Here is a 17,696-nt window from a genome sequence, read left to right on the forward strand (position 1 = left end):
AACGATTCGGCACGGCGTACATGTTGCGAGCGGGTGAAAGCGTGACAACATCAGTGCTTATGAGCATCACGCAACGAGTCGGTGCGGCGGCCATCGTGGTCGTCCCCGTTTTCGTTACATTCGCAATGATTCTCGGCGGAACTCCAGCGAAACTGGGCGCGTTCGCCCTCGTCGTGCTGACTGTGGGAGCGTACATCGGCCTACGTCATCCGCTGTATCTGACTCGCGCTCTTGCTTTTTCACTCGGCGCATTGCCGTTCGGATATGTTCCCGGTGTTCACGCCCCGTTAATTTTCGCTTTGGGAATCGCGGTCATCCTCGCCACTGTGATCCACCGCACAGCGGTGAGCCGCATCACATGGCCGGAAATGCCGATGATCGCACTGCTCGTTCTCTCCGCATTGTCGTTGTTCGCAACCAGTGGCGCACTCGTCGACTACGTGGAATTCGGCCAATGGGTCGTTTCCACATTGGTCGTCGTCTGCCTGTTGCGCATGCAGCGGGACGAGCTGGCTCTATTCGGCAGAATCTATGTCTACGCCGCCTCGGCCGCAGCCGCTTTCGCCGTGCTGATCTTCGTCGCAGATCCGGCCGGGAAACTCATTCGCTACCTGTCGATCTTCGGCTACGGCAGCGAAGAAGAAAGCACTCGTTTCGTCTACAGCCCCACCGGAGCCACCACTGTTCGCCTGGCCGGGACGTACATCGACCCCAACGCGGCCGGCATCGGATTCGTCCTGGCCCTGATGCTGTGCGTGCTGCTTCTGCGCGGCTACCTGCGCACAATGCTTGCCGCACTGCTGTTCCTGTCGATCGTCATGACGCTCTCTCGCGCAGCGCTGTTCTCCGTGGTGTTCGGCGTACTGCTGATGTTGGCGTTCCAGCAACTGCGCACCCGCGAGCGGCTCGCCATCGTCGGCTCCTTCGCGGCAGCATTCGTCGGCGCTCTCGCCGTACCGAGTGTGCGCAATCGCGTCTTCTCGTCGTTCGGTAGCGGGGACGCCGGCTCGAGTGCACGCGGCGACGCTCTGGTGGAGTTCCCCGGTCACATGCAGGGCCACTGGATGTTCGGACTGGGCTGGGGCCGTGCCGAATTCAAAGACCCCACGGTCGCTTTCGAAGTGAACTACGTAGCCAACACCCCGCTGCTGACCATCTACCGCGGAGGGTTGGTGGCCGGCATTGCCTTCGTCGCGATACTCGTCGTCATCGCCGTGGTCGGATACAAACTGCTGCGCGCCCGGCAGTGGGAGTACGGGTTCTACGGCGGCGGAATGATCGGCTTTGCCGTCGTCGCGCTGCAACTCGACTTCCCCGTTGTCACGATCCCAGCGACCACGATGGCGTTTTCGGTGATGTACGCATTTCTCGTCTACGCATGGGAAAAGTCGTCGGAAACCGATCCACTTGCCGACAATGCCCACGCTCTCGAAACGAAAAGCTTGGTTTCACCGAGAGAAGCTCGACCAGCAGTTTCATAACGATCGAGACGGTATTTGGGAATTGCACAAAACCCAGTTTGTAGTGCAATGATTCTCCGCACCGGCCCGTCGAACGTTGGCACAGGCCCCCTGGTGGAGAGAATTGAAGATGGTTCACTTTCGCGGTGGCTTTCGCACATTGATTTCAGCGACAACAGCGATGATCGTCGCTGCCGGTCTTGCATTCGGAGCGCAAGCACCAGTCCAAGCAGCCCCGACACCTCCCGGTGTCGGCATCTCGGACGGCGGCGGCCTGCTCTGGTCCACGGACGCCGAATTGGACACCACCGTCCAATTCGTCACCGCCATGGGTGTGAAGTCGATGCGCATCGCCATCCCGTGGTCGACCGTCGAACCAGTCCAGGGGCAGCTCAACTGGGCACCCGTCGACCGCATTGTGAACAAGCTGCGAGCAGCCAATATCTCGATGCTGGGCATCATCGCCTACACCCCATCGTGGGCCACCTCGCCGGCGAACCAACCCATCAACACCCGTCCTGCCTCGCCGGCCGCATTCGGTGATTTCGCCGGCAAAGTCGCCGCCCGGTACAAGGGCAAAGTGGCCGACTACGAGATCTGGAACGAACCCAACGGGGCGATGTTCTACGCACCGCAACCCGACGCGTCGGGATACACCGCCCTGCTCAAGGCCGCATATCCCAAGATCAAAGCAGCCGATTCGGCCGCGACAGTCGTCGGCGGCGTGCTGGGTGCAGCCGAGCAGGCATACGGAGTGGTCAACCCCGTCGACTTCACCAATCAGATGTACACGGCAGGCGCGAAGAACTACTTCGACGCGCTCTCCTACCACCCGTATCAGTACTCGCTGAAGTTCTCCGAGGGCCCGTACGTCGACCACTCCCCGGCCCGGCAGGTCATGGACATGCGCGCGACGATGGTGGCGAACGGCGACAGCGCCAAGAAGATCTGGGGAACCGAGTACGGCGTGCCGACCTCGGTGGCCTCGGAAGATCAGCAGAGCGCAATGATCACCGACTTCGTCACCAAGTGGCGAGAGCTGCCGTACACCGGCCCGATCTTCCTCTATCAGCTGCGTGACCAGCAGACCGGCAGCAACGATCCGGAGATGACGTTCGGGCTGTTGCACACCGATTGGTCGGCCAAACCCGCACTGTGGGCACTGATGAGTCTGCTGCAGAACAACATTCCGCGGACCCCGGAGTACAACCGCTTCGCTGCCGCTCCCAACAACTTCGGAGCCGTCCTCGGCCCGGTGTTCCCCGTTCGCGACACGTGGGCCCAGTATCGGCAGGACGCCGTGGTGTACGAGATGCCCAACGGATTCGTCGGCGTACCTCGCGCTGTGGCCGAGGCCATCCGGTACACCGGTTTTCTACCCACCACCCCGTTCAACGGCACCTACCAGGACTTCGACAGCCCCTACGGCCTCCGTGTGTTCTCCACCGCCGTCGGCGGTACCCACAACATCGGTGGTGGCATCTTCAGCGCCTGGGATCCAACCCTGGGCCCGGCCACGAGCGACGAGATCCCTCAGTACGGCGGCGGCGTGCGCGTGACGTTCCAGTACGGCGCCATCACGTGGGCTCCCTTCGTGGGGACGACCGTCACCCGTTGAATTCGGCACCATCTGATCGGGTATTCACATACCGCTAGGCCTTTTTATTCGCATTCTCAGCGGACTTTCTCGGCGTCTTCATTGCGGTCAAGTTAACTCTGGGCGAAGGCAGGGTTTCGGCGGCTCGCTGGATTAATTTGCGTTGTGAAGAACCTCACTCAGAGCTATCTATTTGTCGTGGAAACGGATATTCATATACAGCGAACGAATGACTCTTCGTGGCAGGATTACGTCCATTGTTCGTATGTCTCGTCGGGGGACGCCGATTTGTCCACGGTTCAGTCGTGCAGTGCCGCACGCTCGAACCCGGTCGGTGCTCGAGATGTTCTCGCTCCATTCGAGTACGGTTCGACACGATGGGTAACTGATGGATACGAATATTGTTGTGTCGCATGTTAGTTCGCGTAAGCACTACCAGGTGGAACCATGACCGACGGCACTGGGCTCCGCGTTGCGATTGCCCATGACTACCTGACCCAACGCGGCGGTGCCGAGAAGGTCGTGCTGGCGATGGCTCGCGCGTTCCCGGACGCGCCCATCTACACCACCCTCTTCGAGCCGTCGACGACGTTCCCCGAATTTTCCGACCTCGACGTGCGGCCTTCCAGGTTGAACCGAATCGGGTTCCTTCGCAAGAACCACCGCGCCGCCCTGCCACTGCTCCCGTTCGCGTCCTCGTCGATCGAGATCGACGCCGACGTGGTTCTCACCAGCACCAGCGGTTGGGCCCACGGCTTCCACACCTCCGGTCGCAAGCTCGTCTACTGCTACTCCCCGGCACGCTGGCTGTACGAATCACAGATGTACCTGGGTGAGGCGCGGAGTCCGCTCAAACGTGCTGCGCTCAAGACACTTTCAGCGCCGCTGCGCACCTGGGACCAACGAGCGGCCCTCTCGGCCGACCGATATCTCGCCATCTCCACCGTGGTGAAGCAACGCATCACCGACGCATACGGCATCGAGTCGACGGTGCTACCCGCGCCGTTCACCGTCGAGACGGCGACGCCGGAGTCGATCCCCGAGGCGGACGCGTTTCTGAGCGGCTCGGGCTACTACCTGTGCATCTCACGACTGCTGCCGTACAAGAACGTCGACAAGGTCATGGCCGCGTTCGCCGGCACCGACCGCAAGCTGATCGTCGTCGGCCGCGGCCCCGAGGCAGACCGGTTGCGAAAGCTCAAGTCCGACAACGTACTGATGCTCAGCGATCTGACCTCGGGACAGATGACCTGGCTCTACCAGGGTTGTAACGGTTTGATCGCCGCCAGCTATGAAGACTACGGATTGACCCCCATCGAAGCGGGCTTCCACGGCAAACCCAGCGCGGTGCTGCACTGGGGCGGGTTCCTCGACACCGTCGAGGAAGGCGTATCCGGTGTGTACTTCGATCAACCCCAACCGGATTCGATCCGCGACGCGGTGACAATCCTCGAACGAACCACGTGGGAACCCTTGAAGATCAAAGCGCACGTCGAGCAATTCAACGAAGAACGCTTCGCCGCCGAACTGCACGCGGCAGTGTCCGAGATGTACACAGAAAATATGGAGAGGGCGGCATCGTGATGACCAAGCGCGCACTGATCACCGGCATCACCGGCCAGGACGGCCTCTACCTCGCCGAACTGCTGTTGAGCAAGGGATACAAGGTCTTCGGTTTGATTCGCGGACAGAACAACCCGAAGGCCGCCATGGTCGAACGGGAGCTACCTCAGGTCCAGATCCTCCACGGTGATCTTCTGGATCTCTCGGCCTTGATGCGCGCATTTGCCGTCGCCGACCCCGACGAGGTCTACAACCTCGGAGCCGTCTCGTTCGTGGCGTACTCGTGGGAGAACGCGCGCCTCACCACCGATGTCACCGGCGGTGGCGTGCTGAACATGCTCGAGTCCACCCGGCTCTACGAGCAGGTATCGGGCAAGCAGGTTCGGTTCTACCAGGCGTCCAGTTCGGAGATGTTCGGCAAGGTCCAGCAGGTACCGCAGCGCGAGGAAACGCTCCTGTGGCCCCGATCCCCGTACGGCGTGGCCAAGGTCTACGGGCACTACATGACCATCAACTACCGCGAGTCCTACGGCATGCACGCCAGCTCCGGCATTCTGTTCAACCACGAATCACCCCGTCGCGGGCCGGAATTCGTCACTCGTAAGGTCTCCCAGGCCGTCGCCCGCATCGCCCTCGGATTGCAGACCGAGATCTCGCTGGGAAACCTCGACGCCAAACGCGACTGGGGATTTGCCGGCGACTACGTCGAGGCGATGTATCTGATGCTGCAGCAGGACGAGGCCGACGACTACGTGATCTCCACCGGCGAGACGCATTCCATCCGAGAACTTCTGGACCACGCGTTCGCCGCAGTAGACATCACGGACTGGGAGCGCTACGTCAAGATCGACCCACAGTTCTTCCGTCCCGCTGAGGTCGATCTACTCGTCGGTGACTCCGCCAAAGCACACGCAGCACTGGGCTGGAAGCCGAAGGTTGCCTTCCCCGAACTGGTTACGATGATGGTGCACAACGACCTCGCCGAGCAGTCGCCCGACACGGCCGCAATCGCGTGAACGCCGGGCACCGCCCGACCGCGCTGATCACCGGAGTGGCAGGCCAGGACGGCAGCTACCTCGCCGAGCTTCTGCTCGAACGCGGTTGGGCCCTCCACGGTGTAGCCAAGCCAGGTGGTAACGACGGCACAGTCAACCCGCACGTCGCGCAACACCACGTCGACATCAGCAAGCCCGGGGTTGCCCAGGTTCTGATTCGCGACATCGAACCCGACTACGTGTTCCACCTCGCCGGCATCTCGTCGGTGTGGCGCTCGTGGAACGACCCGGTTCTCACGACTCGGGTGAACGGAGTATCGGCGGCTGCCCTGCTCGATGCCTGCTTCACGCAACAGGAGGCGTCGGGCAAGCGCATCATGGTGATCAACGCGTCCAGTGCAGAGATCTTCGCCGGATCCGGAGTATCCCTGCAGAACGAGGGGACCCCCATTGCCCCGACTTCTCCGTACGGCGCGTCGAAGGCTCTGAGCCACAACATGGTTCAGGTCTACCGATCCCGCGGTCTCGAAGCAACCAATGCCATCCTGTTCAACCACGAATCGCCGCGGCGACCGGAAACCTTCGTGACCCGCAAGATCACCAAGGCGGCCGCCGCCATCTCCCGCGGCACTCGTGACACGCTCGAGCTCGGCAACCTCACCTCGGAGCGAGATTGGGGCTGGGCACCGGACTACGTCGACGCGATGGCAGCGATGGCCGACTACGGCAAGGGTGACGATTTTGTTGTCGCCACCGGCGAGGCGCACAGCGTGGCGGACTTCGTCACCGCCGCGTTCGAGGCAGTGGGGATCGACAACTGGCGCGATTACGTCCGCAGTGACTCCGAGATGCTCAGACCTGCCGACTCGGCAAGAATGGTGGGCGACGCCACCAAAGCCCGGGACCTGTTGGGCTGGGCACCGACCAAGGACTTCGATCAGATCGTCAAGGCGATGGTCGAGTTCGACATGACCGAGGAGATGGCAGCATGACAGCGGTGGAACGGCCTGTGGGCGACGCGGAACCCGAGATCTACGACGTGTCGAACTACAAGATGCAGGACATCACGTTCAAGCGGAAGCTGCGCAATCGCATCGGTACGCTCGGCTTCAACATGTTCGTGACCTTCATTCCGTCACACTGGATTCGGCAGAACTTCCTGCGCGCGTTCGGAGCGACGATCGGCAAGGACGTCTCGATCTTCCGCGGCACCACCATCCTCGATCCCGAGGGCCTCACCATCGGCGACGCATGCTCCATCGGATTCCGCTGCATGCTCGACGCCCGCGGCGGCATCACGATCGGCAGCAACGTCGTCATCGCCAGTGACACCCACATCATCGCCGGCTACCACGATCACAACTCGCCGGAGTTCACCCCGATCCTCGAGCCCTGCGTCATCGGCGATTACGTGTGGATTGCCAGTCGCAGCACGCTTCTCAGCGGTGTGACCCTGGGCCGCGGTGCGGTCGTCGGCGGTTGCTCCATGGTGCGCGGAGACGTGGGCGAACTCGAAGTGGTTGCCGGAGTGCCTGCCAAGGTGCGCGCGATGCGCGATCCCAAGGCTCTCGCCTACCGCCCGAAGTATCGGCCGCTGTTCTACTGATGATTCTGCGCGACTGCCGACTCGTCTACCTCGCCCCTCGATCCGGAGTGGGCGGGGTAGGCGACTATGCCGACGATTTCGCCGACGCCGTGCGTCACCACTTCGGTGAAGTGATCGAGTATCGCCACGACGGGCCCGGGTCGCACTCGGTACGAGACATTCTGCGGCACCGCAAGGCAATACAGGAGCTCGTCGACGCCGATCCGGAGCGCGTCATCGTGCACTGCGAACTCAGCGGCGGCTCGGTGATGCCGTTCTGGGCTACCGCTCGTCTCACCGGCAACCCGCTGGTGACCGCGACCGTGCACGATCCACCCGGCATCGTCTGGTGGCCTGCCCGTACCAAATTCCTGGCCGGCAAGAAGGTGCTCAACCACGGCCTGCACTACCCACTTCGGGCAGCGTGGAGAAGGCTGGAGCGCGCCGTCGTCGGACGTCGAACGCTGTTCGCACTCACCCGCTCCGGTGCCGACTCCCTGGAACGCAGCTACCCCGCCGTGACGGCAGAAGCTGTGATGCACTTCGTCCCCGAACGTCCCGACATCACCCCGGCCGAAGATCGCCCCCTTGCCGTCGGCCTGTTCGGATTCGTCTACCGCGGTAAAGGATTCGATCAACTCCAGCAGCTGCGCGATCGTCTGCCGAGCGAGATTGCCATTCGCATCGCCGGACGTGGGACCGAACTGCTCGACCCCGTGGACGGCGTCGAGATTCTCGGAGAGGTGAACGGACCCGACGAGGACGCCTTCTTCGAATCCATCCGTGCACTCGTGGTGCCCTACGGCAAACGATCCATCTACGGCGACGCGTTCCCTGCCTCCGGCTCGGTGAGCCGTGCCATCGCCTACCAAACCCCGGTTGTCTGCCTCGAGGAAGGCGCGCTCTCCGAAACCGATGGCGGTGCACTGGTTGTCGCCGGCGGAACCGTCGAGATCGCCGACGCCACCGCTCGCCTCGTCACCGATCGAGAAGCGCTGACCCGACTCCGCCACGAAGTGGAGACACTGCGCAGCGCCAACGCTCCCCACCTGGTGGCCGAGAACTTCGTGGCTGTGTGGTCGAAGTGAACGGCAATCTGATCAAGGCCGGGGTCGCCGCCCTGTGGACCTACGGCGGGCGCGGAATCGGCCTGCTGTGGACCGTCGCGCTGATCGCCAAGCTGGGGATCAGCGACTACGGCCAGTACGCCATGGCGTTCGCACTGGCCGCGATCCTCGCCGCACCCCTGGATCATCCGTTCACCGTGCGCTCCATCCGCGTGAGCGAACGAGAGTTCCTGGGCGAGCGCACCACTCGTGTGCTGGCCGGTGCCGTACTGATCGTCGGCGGACTGTGCCTGGTGCAGGTGAGCTACATCGCCTGGTTCGCTCTCGTCATCGGCGGCGGTGAGTTGGTCTTCAATGCCTACAAGAGCAGGGCATTGCGCGACGGCCGTCCTGATCTGACACAGCGCCTGGACACCACTCGCCAAGCGACCTCCATCGCGCTCGCAACGGCGTACCTGTTCGCCGTTCCAGACCCGTCGCTGACGGAGGCCAGCCTGCTCTACGCTGCGCCGTATTTCGTCATCGCGCTGCTGGCCGCGCTGCAGACCCGGGTCGCGGCACCGCGCATCCCCGGATCGTGGCGCGAGATGTCGATGCTGTTCTCGGAGAACCTCGCCAACGCGGTCTACATTCAGGGCGACGTGCTACTGCTCGGCTTCCTCACCGACTCCACGATCGCCGGCTACTACTCCGTCGCTGCGGTGACGGCCTGGGCCGTGGCCTTCATCGGCCAGGCCTTCGGCAACACCTTCCATGAGAAGCTGCGCGCAGCAGACGGATTGGTCAGTGCCGGTCCGGCGTTGAAGCACACGGCGATTCTCGGCGGTGCCGCTGGATCTCTGCTGTTGGCGGCCGGAATCGTCCTGTTCTTCACTCCGGCATCCCCACAGATTGCCGGCGCTCTGGTGGTGATGTCCCTGTTCGTGGTGATGCGGGTGATGAACCACGTGTTCACCACCGTGCTGTACCTCCAGCATCGCGACCGCACGCGGGTGCTGGCTGCCGCAACACTCGCGCCGCTGAAGATGGTGCTCGTGTTGTGCCTGTTCCCCTTCGGTGCAGTCGGCGCAGCCGTGGCGTCGGTGATCACCGATGCCGTGCTCCTCGTCTGGTTCATGCGCGCCCTGTATCGCAATCCGGTGAAAGAAGAAGTGACGCAATGAGACGCGCAACCTTCCTGCTGTCCAAGGACCCCGTCACCGAACACGGTGGCGACATCGCATTGTCTCGCTTGATGATGCAGCTGGCCCGCGAGGCATTCGAGGTGCGCTCGATCTGCCTGTCCAAGGAAACCGATGTAGCTCCCGACGTCGTTCGCGTTCCCAAGCCGAAGGTCGATGTCGGTTTACTGGCGAAGTCTCTGAGGCCGACCCGATCGGTGGTACACGGGCGCTACGACGTCGACGCCTTCCGTGATGCGATCGACGCATCGAGCTCGGATGTGTATGTGGCCGAACACAGTTACATGGCCGAGTCGTTCCTCCGCTCGGCCAAACTGGGGTCACCGTTCGCGATCAACACCGTCAACACCGAATCGCAGGTGTGGAAGGTGACGCGAGGGTTGATCGGCCGCATCGAGGCACCGCGCATCCTGCGCGACGAGATTCGCGTCGCCCGCGCAGCGGACGCCGTCGGGACGTACGACGCCGACGAGGCGCAGATGTACCGAGACAAAGGTGTGCGTGACGCCCGCTGGATCGACCTCACCCTCGAACCCGCGCCGCAGCTGAACCTGGCCGAGACTGCACAACGTCTGGTGTTCATGGGTACTCGCGACTGGCCGCCGAACCAGGAGGCCTTCAAGATCGCTCTGGAGTACTGGCCTGCCATCTCTGCAGGCATCGAGGGTGCCGAGCTGTGCATCATCGGCGCGAAAGCCCCGGGTGCCAAGGATCCGGTCTATCCGGCCGGAGTTCGCGACCTCGGTTTCGTCGACGACCTGCAGGAATTCCTCGGCACCTGCCGCGCTCTGATCGCACCCGTCGCCACGGGCGGCGGCGTACGCGTCAAGATTCTCGACGCCGCGAGCAAAGGCCTACCCGTCGTCGGAACCTCCGCGGCCGTCGGATCCCTCGACTCGATCTTCGAGCTGCCCACCTTCGACGACAAGGAGCAGTTCGTCGCCGAATGCCGCCGCTACCTGCTCGATCGCACCGCAGCCGTCAAGGCGGGCGAGCGCATCTACGAGCTGAACACCGCACGGTGGCACGATCGCATCCCCCACTCCACCGTGGAGTCACTGATCGGTGCTCCGCTGACACGCACCCTAGGATGATCGCCATGACCCTCCGCTCACGTCTGCTCACCGTTGCGGCAGCCGCCGCGATCGCCGTCGGTCTCTCGTCACCCGTGGCGCATGCAGCACCGGCTGCGGGGCTCGGATTCACCGGCGGTGCGCCGTTCCTGACGCTCGACGACGCCACGCTGAACAACGAACTCGGGGCCGGACGCGAGATCGGTGCCTCGTGGGTGCGGGTGGTCGTGAACTGGGCGGCAATCGAGACAGCGCCGGGAGTGTTCGACTGGGGCAACACCGATCGCGTGATCGATGCCGCGACGGCGCAGGGCTATTCGGTACTGGCCGTACTGGGCGGAACCCCCGGTTGGGCGCAGGGTGGCGTCGCCTCCCCGCTACCGGGCGCAGTTCCTCTGGATCCCAACACCTTCGGTGCATTCGCCGGTGCGGCAGCGGCGCACCTCGGTGATCGCGTCGACAGCTACGAGGTGTGGAACGAGCCCAACATCCCCACCTTCTTCGCGCCCGTCGACGCCGCCCGCTACACCGGCCTGCTGCGCGCCGCCTACCCCGCGATCCACAACGCCGACGCCGGAGCCACCGTGCTCAGCGCCGGGTTGGCTACCACCGTGAACTTCGGAACCTGGACCGTTGCGCCGGTGACCTTCCTCCAGCAGATGTACGCGGCAGGAGCAGGTGGGTTCATGGATGCCGTTGCGCTGCATCCGTACACGTTCCCCTTCACCGTCGAGAACGATCCCAACGGCCAATGGGCCCAGGTGGATCAGGCCTACGGCACCATGGCGGCCAACGGCGACGGCGGCAAGAAGATCTGGATCACCGAGCTGGGCGCACCCACCGGCAACGGCCCGATGGCCGTCACCGAGGATGCACAGGCCGCGATCATCGGCTCGAGCCTGGCCAAGGCGTCGTCACTGCCGTACGTGGGACCGGTGTTCGTGCACTCGCTGCGTGACTCGGGAACCGACCCCGCCGATTCGGAACAGAACTATGGACTGCTGCGCTCGGACTTCAGCCACAAGCCGGCATTCGATGTGGTGCGGGGTTCGTGAATCGCTGAAGGGTTCGGGTTCGGGACCTCACACCCTTTTTCCCGACCGCGCGCCCGAGTTCAACTCATAGAATGGTCGCGCACCTTGCAGCAGGGGTGTGAGGTTACTCAGCCGCAGGGGCGGTCCGGTGAGCGCACCTCACGGTTCACGATCGCCCTTCATACGCGGCATCCCGCTCATTCCACTCGATACTGAACCCTCAGGTCCGGTGTCGTCACGTGCATCGTCAGGACGGTTGACACCGTTGGCCAATCGGATTTGCGGTTAGCTATATCAATCTGCCCCATCGATTTCGGAGCCCACCAGGACCGAACTACTCACCATCGGCGACGGGCACCTCGTTGTTCTGGCCCACTGCATCGGAGACAGTCGACACGCGTTCCAGTTTCTTGCCCCGACCCTGGTCGAGGCCGGATATCGGGTAGCGAACCCAGACATTCGTGGTTGCGGCGAGTCCAGCCTTGGTTGGCCAGCTGTGATCATCGGGCATTCGGTACGTCGCGCTGCGGTAATCTTCGTGTCCTGGGCCGCCGAGAATCGACAGGGCAGGAACATACGTGAGGCAGACGCAGTGCGTGTTTCGGTCGCTGCTGGGGGCAGATACGCCGGTTCAGCGCTCACTGAACGACCCTGTTGCCGCGCGAATCGTCGACGAGGCAATCGAGGCCGTCACGATTCTCGGTTGGCGTCGTATGACGATGAGCGATGTGGCCAAACGTGGTCGCATCGGCCGAGCGACGCTGTACCGCTACTTCGCCTCCAAAGACGAACTGCGTGACGCCATCTTTCTGCGTGAAGTGAACCGATACATGGAAGAAGCCAGCGCGGCCAGGACCAGCGCGGCGTCCGTCGAAGACGCGCTGACCTCCTCTCTTGCGATCACGCTGGAATTCGTCCGCGACAACCGAATGCTGGAGAGACTGCGCGAAACCGATCGCGAAATGCTTCTCGAGACATTGTTCGACGACGATCTGATCGCGACGACACGTGAGTTCTCAGCTCAGCTGTGGAAGACCCAGCTTCACGGCGAGGCTCCAGTGGACGAATCCGTGATGACACATCTTCGGACCGTCAGTGAGATCACCGTTCGGCTGTCGTTGTCTTTGATCGCCAACCCACGAACCACAGCCGACTTCGCTACCCCCGATGCGTCTCGTGCCTACGTTCGGCGGTACATCTTGCCCCTTCTCGGCCCACCCTCTGACCCTCACCAGGGGTAGTTCTCGTACGTGCCACCCCTTCTTCACGTCGCCATTCATCTTGTGCCAGTCCGAAGTGGCTGATAGCCTCGGCCATCACTGAGACAGTTTGAATCCAACTGTCTCGTTATGGGAGGCGTCAAATGGCCCGTCGGTCAGTGGGTAGAAGTCCTTTTCGTGCGGTCACCGCACTCGCCGCACGCCGGTCCTGGTGGGTCGTCGGCATCTGGCTGATCGCGGTTGCCGCACTCAATGTTGTTGCGCCGCAGCTGGAACAGACAGCGACCGAAAAGTCCGCGGCAATTGTCCCGTCGGACATGCCATCCACGCAAGCACTGGTCGATATGTCCAACGACTTCGGAACGCCGGCGTCGACCGCTGTGGGTGCCGTCGTCCTTGCCAGCGATGGTGGGTTCGGTGAGCAAGAGCAGAAGTACTACTCCGAACTCATTGCCCGCCTGTTGGCCGACCGCGACCACGTGGCTTTCGTTCTCGACATGTACGGCAACCCAGCTACCCGGGACTTCGCGCTGAGCCCCGACGGCAACGCCGTCACCGTCACGGTCGGTGAGCAGGGCGAAATCGGCACCTCCAACGCGCACCGATCCACCCAGGCCATCCGTTCGACAATCGAAGACGTTGCGATGCCCGAGGGATTGGACGTGCACTTCTCGGGTCCCGCACCGACGTTGGTCGACGAGTTCACTGCCGTGGACACGTCGATGGTCCTGATCACCGTGGTGTCTGTCCTGCTCATCACGTTGATGCTCGTCATTGCGTTCCGATCAGTGGTCGCTGCGCTGATCCCGTTGCTGACCATCGGTATCGCGCTGGCAGCGTCACGCGCGGTTGTGTCCGCCTTGGGGTGGAATGCGGTGCTCCCGGTCTCCACCCTGACGGTCACCTTGATGACAGCGCTCGTCCTCGCATCCGGTACGGACTACGCCATCTTCCAGACGGCGGCCTTCCACGACGCGCGGCGACGCGGTGACAGTCCGCTGCGGTCGGTCGTCGCTGCGGGCTCGAACGTAGGAGCTGTTCTGACAGCATCGGCATTGACCGTCGCCGCCGCGGCGACGTCGATGATCTTTGCCAAGAACGGCATGTTCACCACCTCCGGCCCTGCGATCGCCATCGGGTTGATGGTCACCCTCGCAGTGTCGCTTACGTTCACCCCTGCGCTGCTGTCCATCTTCGGACGCCGTGGATGGATCGAGCCCCGGGTCTCTCGCGAGCGGCAATGGCGCCAGCGCGGCACCCGAATCCTCCGCCGCGCAGGAGCGCTCACCGCAGTGTCCGTTCTTGCGCTCGTAGCGTTGGCCGCGCCAGCGCTCGGCATGGTCCCCAACGGTGACGACAGCGCGATGATCATGGGCGACGCCGACTCCACAGCTGGATACGACGCGGTCCACGAACACTTTCCGGCCAACGAGATCGTGCCGGAATACTTGGTCATTCGCGCTGATCACGATCTGAGAAACACTACCGATCTCGCAGCGTTGGACCGCGCCGCCGCCGCAGTGGCTGACCTGACGAACGTTGCGTACGTGCGGTCGTTGACGCGACCGAACGGTGAACCGCTCCCCGAGTCGGCGATCGGTTACCAAACCGGTCTGATCGGAAGCAACCTGGGAGCAGCACAGGGTCAGATCGCCAATGCCCAACCCGACCTCGAGCGGTTGGCGTCCGGCATCACCGAACTACGAGACGGCGCGCTCGACGCACAGAAGCAGCTTCCCCAACTACTCGACGGGACCAACCAGGTTGTTGCGCTGTCGAATTCGGTGATCGACCTACTGCCGACTGCCACGGCCCTGACCACCGCCACCACTGCCGACGGCCGGACCCTCGATCAAGTACTCGGCCAAGTACAGTCGCTGACCGGCACACTCGGAACGCTGGTCTCTGCCGTACAGGCGAACCAACAAGCAGTGAACGATTTCCAGACTGCGTTGGCACCGTTCGCAACTCCGGACCCGTCTCCGCAGTGCGCTGTTGATCCGGGCTGTTCGGCCGGGCGCGCACTGTTCGGTCAGCTCGACGCCGCAACCTCGGGCGCACTGACCGCAGCCCTGTCCGCAGCCGACGCTGTCTCCGCGCTCCCACCCGACACTGTCGACACCATCGAGGGAGTACTCCCGACCCTTCGTCGTGGACTCGGCGAGATCGATTCACTCGTAGCATCTCTCGACGGCCGCACACCGCAATCGATCCGATCCGATCTCGAGCGACTCCAAGACGGGATGTCCTCACTGGCAACAGGAATAGACCAGATTGCCGGCGGGCTCTCCCAGGCCAAAGACGGGACCGACACCACCGTAGCGCTGACCGGGCAACTCTCCGACGGTCTCGGCGAGGCTGCGAACTATCTGGCGTCCATGAGTCACGACACCACTACCGGGCCCGGCTCCGGCTTCTACCTCCCCCCGAGCGCATTGCAGGACCAACGGTTCGTCACCGGAGCGAAGCTGCTGATGTCGCCGGACGGCAACGTCGCGCGTATGTTGGTGATGCAGAAGGGCAACCCATACAGTTCCGACAACATCGCCGCTGTTGGTGGAATTGCCCAGGCTGCACGAAACTCGTTGCAGGGCAGCACTCTTGCGGACTCCGAAGTCAGCTCCACCGGCCTCACCTCGATCACGGCCGACATCATCGATCAAGCAGAACGCGACTTCCTGCTGATCGCGATCGTCGCAGCCGTTGCCGTCTTCGCCATCCTCGCCGGTTTGCTCCGCAGCCTCGTCGCACCCGCTCTGCTCGTGACAACCGTGTTGCTGTCCTTCGCTTCGGCCGCCGGTATCAGCGTCCTCCTGTGGCAGCACCTGATCGGTATCGGCCTGCACTGGTCGGTGCTTCCGGTCTCGTTCATGTGTCTGGTCGCCGTCGGGGCCGACTACAGCATGCTGTTCGCGTCCCGAGTCCGCGAGGCCAGCGCCGGCGGCACCACCAGTGGGATTCTGCGAACGTTCGGAACAACCGGCAGTGTGATCACTACTGCAGGAGTCGTTTTCGCAGTCACGATGTTTGCCCTGATGTCAGGATCAGTGGTCCTGCTGTTGCAGACCGGCTTCACCATCGGTGTCGGACTGCTGATCGACATCGCCGTAGTGCGCACCATCATCGTCCCCGCAGCGCTGCACCTACTCGGTGATCGAATCTGGTGGCCCTCGGTGCCCCGAACCAGCTTGCACAGACCCGCACAAATCCGGCCCGACACGGCATTTGACGCCTGATGCCGCAGTCGACCTGACTTCGTTACGGAACGAGCACTATTCGGCCGAACACCTGCCCATCGTCCATTCGTTGATGAGCCTCGGCTGCGCGATCGAGCGGTAGCACCTCGTCGACGACGGCGTGAAGACGGCCGGGTGTGAAGAGATCTGCTCGCACTCGGTCTCGTTCGGCTGTGGGGATGGTGTCGAGGCTCAACGTGCTGACCGTCAACGATCGCCGGAAATTGCGCATCAATGTCGGGCCGCTCTCGGCCGGTGGACCTCCGACGACACCGACGACAACAATTCGACCATTATCGTCGAGCCGTTCCACGAAGTCCGGAAAATGCTGCCCGGCAACGATATCGACTATCACATCGAACGTGTCCGGCCCGCCGCCGTGCCCATCGCGATCCAACACGTGCGTAGCTCCGAAGGATCGGAGCTTCGCACCGCGCTCGGCCGAGGACGTCGTGACCGATACCGACGACGCCCCCGCTTTCAATGCCAACTCCACAGCAGCAATACCGATGCTCCCGCCTGCCCCGCGCACCAGCACCGACTCACCCGCCGCCAGCCTGGCGCGATCGAGCGCGAAATGCGCTACTGGACCGGCAGATCCGAGCGTGACGGCATCGATACTGGATAGGCGCTCGGGTAGTGTCACCACGTCGGCCAGATCGGCGACCGCCTGCTCGGCGTAGCCACCGCCCATGCCGGTGAACGCCCACACCCGTCGCCCCATCCAGCTCGTGTCCACGCCGTCGCCGATATCGGTGATCACACCTGCTATCTCGCTGCCCGGAACATGCCCGGCACTCAGCCCGAGGGTGCCGAGGGTGCCACGGCGAACGATGGCGTCGACGCCGCCCACTCCGATTGCCTCCGTGCGAATCTGGACCTGCCCAGCCGACGGAACGGGCGTCGGCACGTCCACGACCTGCATGCCATCGGAACTTCCGAACGTCTGTATTGCTATTGCCTTCACATCTGCCTCCGGTCGATTCGAGTTCCGCCGACGTTAGTGGACACCCCCGTCCGTTTACGTAAAGTGAGAGCCATGGTCCAAGAATTGACTCGCCTACGCTCCGATGCCGAGAACAACCGGGACCGCATACTCGAGGTTGCACGCGAGGTGTTCGCCTCGGACGGGCTCGCGGTGTCCATGCGCGAGGTTGCGCGCCGGGCGGACGTCGGCCCCGCCACGCTGTATCGCCGCTTCCCGACCAAGAAGGACTTGATCCTCGAAGCGTTCCTCGCTGAGTTCCACTTGTGCCGCAACATCGTTGCGAGCGGGTGTGCCGATCCTGACGCGTGGCGCGGGTTGTGCAGCGTGATCGAACAACTCAGTGAACTCAACGCCAGGAATCAGGGATTCACCGAGGCGTTCATGACCGAGTACCCCGGCACCGTCGATCTCTCGACGCATCGCACCGACGCTCTACGCGGGTTCACCGGACTCGCGGCCCGCGCCCAGCGGCAGGGGAAACTGCGATCCGACTTCGTCGTCGACGATCTCGTTCTTTTCCTCAGCGCCAACCGGGGACTCTCGACTCTCTCGACCGAGGACCGCGTCCACGCCGCCCGACGATTCGCGGCCCTGATGATCGACGGACTGCACGCGTCGCCGACCAATCAGACGTTGCCGACCTCGCCCCGACTCGGGCTGAGTCGCATCTAGGCATGGAACGCCGTTCCAGTTGTGA

Annotated in this window: 14 protein-coding genes and 1 pseudogene; 14 read left to right on the forward strand and 1 reads right to left on the reverse strand. The window is 63.2% G+C overall.

Annotated elements, in window-relative coordinates; translation table 11 throughout:
* Nucleotides 1-59: 59 nt before the first annotated feature.
* The 13 genes and pseudogenes from CH305_RS05425 (at nucleotide 60) to CH305_RS05485 (ending at nucleotide 16,011) form a co-directional block, all read left to right on the forward strand.
* The gene (locus tag CH305_RS05425) at nucleotides 60-1,481 is read left to right on the forward strand and encodes a hypothetical protein (RefSeq protein WP_037147145.1); all 1,422 of its coding nucleotides are present in this window, start codon (nucleotides 60-62) and stop codon (nucleotides 1,479-1,481) included.
* A gap of 160 nt (nucleotides 1,482-1,641) precedes the next feature.
* Nucleotides 1,642-3,078, forward strand: coding sequence for a cellulase family glycosylhydrolase (locus CH305_RS05430; RefSeq protein ID WP_256983555.1), 1,437 nt, complete (start codon nucleotides 1,642-1,644; stop codon nucleotides 3,076-3,078).
* A 426-nt stretch (nucleotides 3,079-3,504) separates the two neighbouring features.
* Nucleotides 3,505-4,641, forward strand: coding sequence for a glycosyltransferase (locus CH305_RS05435; RefSeq protein WP_037147148.1), 1,137 nt, complete (start codon nucleotides 3,505-3,507; stop codon nucleotides 4,639-4,641).
* Nucleotides 4,641-5,636: a GDP-mannose 4,6-dehydratase gene (locus CH305_RS05440; RefSeq protein ID WP_094608628.1), complete on the forward strand. Its 996-nt coding sequence runs from the start codon at nucleotides 4,641-4,643 to the stop codon at nucleotides 5,634-5,636. The genes CH305_RS05435 and CH305_RS05440 overlap by 1 nt, the downstream gene beginning before the upstream one ends.
* Nucleotides 5,633-6,607, forward strand: a complete 975-nt coding sequence (locus tag CH305_RS05445) for a GDP-mannose 4,6-dehydratase (protein ID WP_094703049.1) — start codon at nucleotides 5,633-5,635, stop codon at nucleotides 6,605-6,607. Before CH305_RS05440 ends, CH305_RS05445 begins: the two co-directional genes overlap by 4 nt.
* On the forward strand, nucleotides 6,604-7,221 hold the full coding sequence (locus tag CH305_RS05450; protein ID WP_094703050.1) for a DapH/DapD/GlmU-related protein: 618 nt from the start codon (nucleotides 6,604-6,606) through the stop codon (nucleotides 7,219-7,221). The genes CH305_RS05445 and CH305_RS05450 overlap by 4 nt, the downstream gene beginning before the upstream one ends.
* Nucleotides 7,221-8,288: a glycosyltransferase gene (locus CH305_RS05455; protein ID WP_230592657.1), complete on the forward strand. Its 1,068-nt coding sequence runs from the start codon at nucleotides 7,221-7,223 to the stop codon at nucleotides 8,286-8,288. The genes CH305_RS05450 and CH305_RS05455 overlap by 1 nt, the downstream gene beginning before the upstream one ends.
* On the forward strand, nucleotides 8,285-9,430 hold the full coding sequence (locus CH305_RS05460; protein WP_094703051.1) for a lipopolysaccharide biosynthesis protein: 1,146 nt from the start codon (nucleotides 8,285-8,287) through the stop codon (nucleotides 9,428-9,430). Before CH305_RS05455 ends, CH305_RS05460 begins: the two co-directional genes overlap by 4 nt.
* Nucleotides 9,427-10,542: a glycosyltransferase gene (locus CH305_RS05465; RefSeq protein ID WP_094703052.1), complete on the forward strand. Its 1,116-nt coding sequence runs from the start codon at nucleotides 9,427-9,429 to the stop codon at nucleotides 10,540-10,542. Before CH305_RS05460 ends, CH305_RS05465 begins: the two co-directional genes overlap by 4 nt.
* 5 nt (nucleotides 10,543-10,547) lie before the next feature.
* The gene (locus tag CH305_RS05470; protein WP_094703188.1) at nucleotides 10,548-11,576 is read left to right on the forward strand and encodes a hypothetical protein; all 1,029 of its coding nucleotides are present in this window, start codon (nucleotides 10,548-10,550) and stop codon (nucleotides 11,574-11,576) included.
* A gap of 346 nt (nucleotides 11,577-11,922) precedes the next feature.
* A pseudogene (locus tag CH305_RS29735) lies at nucleotides 11,923-12,024 on the forward strand (hypothetical protein); the annotation flags it as partial.
* Nucleotides 12,025-12,133: 109 nt separating this feature from the next.
* Nucleotides 12,134-12,796, forward strand: a complete 663-nt coding sequence (locus tag CH305_RS05480; protein WP_143545254.1) for a TetR/AcrR family transcriptional regulator — start codon at nucleotides 12,134-12,136, stop codon at nucleotides 12,794-12,796.
* 122 nt (nucleotides 12,797-12,918) lie between these two features.
* The gene (locus tag CH305_RS05485) at nucleotides 12,919-16,011 is read left to right on the forward strand and encodes an MMPL family transporter (protein WP_094703054.1); all 3,093 of its coding nucleotides are present in this window, start codon (nucleotides 12,919-12,921) and stop codon (nucleotides 16,009-16,011) included.
* A gap of 22 nt (nucleotides 16,012-16,033) precedes the next feature.
* On the opposite strand, the gene CH305_RS05490 is transcribed toward CH305_RS05485, so the two are convergent.
* The gene (locus CH305_RS05490) at nucleotides 16,034-16,978 is read right to left on the reverse strand and encodes a zinc-binding dehydrogenase (protein ID WP_094703055.1); all 945 of its coding nucleotides are present in this window, start codon (nucleotides 16,976-16,978) and stop codon (nucleotides 16,034-16,036) included.
* A 72-nt stretch (nucleotides 16,979-17,050) separates the two neighbouring features.
* Here CH305_RS05490 and CH305_RS05495 point away from each other — a divergent pair, with 72 nt between their 5' ends.
* Complete coding sequence (locus CH305_RS05495) at nucleotides 17,051-17,671, forward strand: TetR/AcrR family transcriptional regulator (protein ID WP_094703056.1); 621 nt, start codon at nucleotides 17,051-17,053, stop codon at nucleotides 17,669-17,671.
* The last annotated feature ends 25 nt before the right edge of the window (nucleotides 17,672-17,696 follow it).

The organism is Rhodococcus sp. 15-649-2-2, from assembly GCF_002258645.1.
Lineage (GTDB): Bacteria > Actinomycetota > Actinomycetes > Mycobacteriales > Mycobacteriaceae > Rhodococcoides.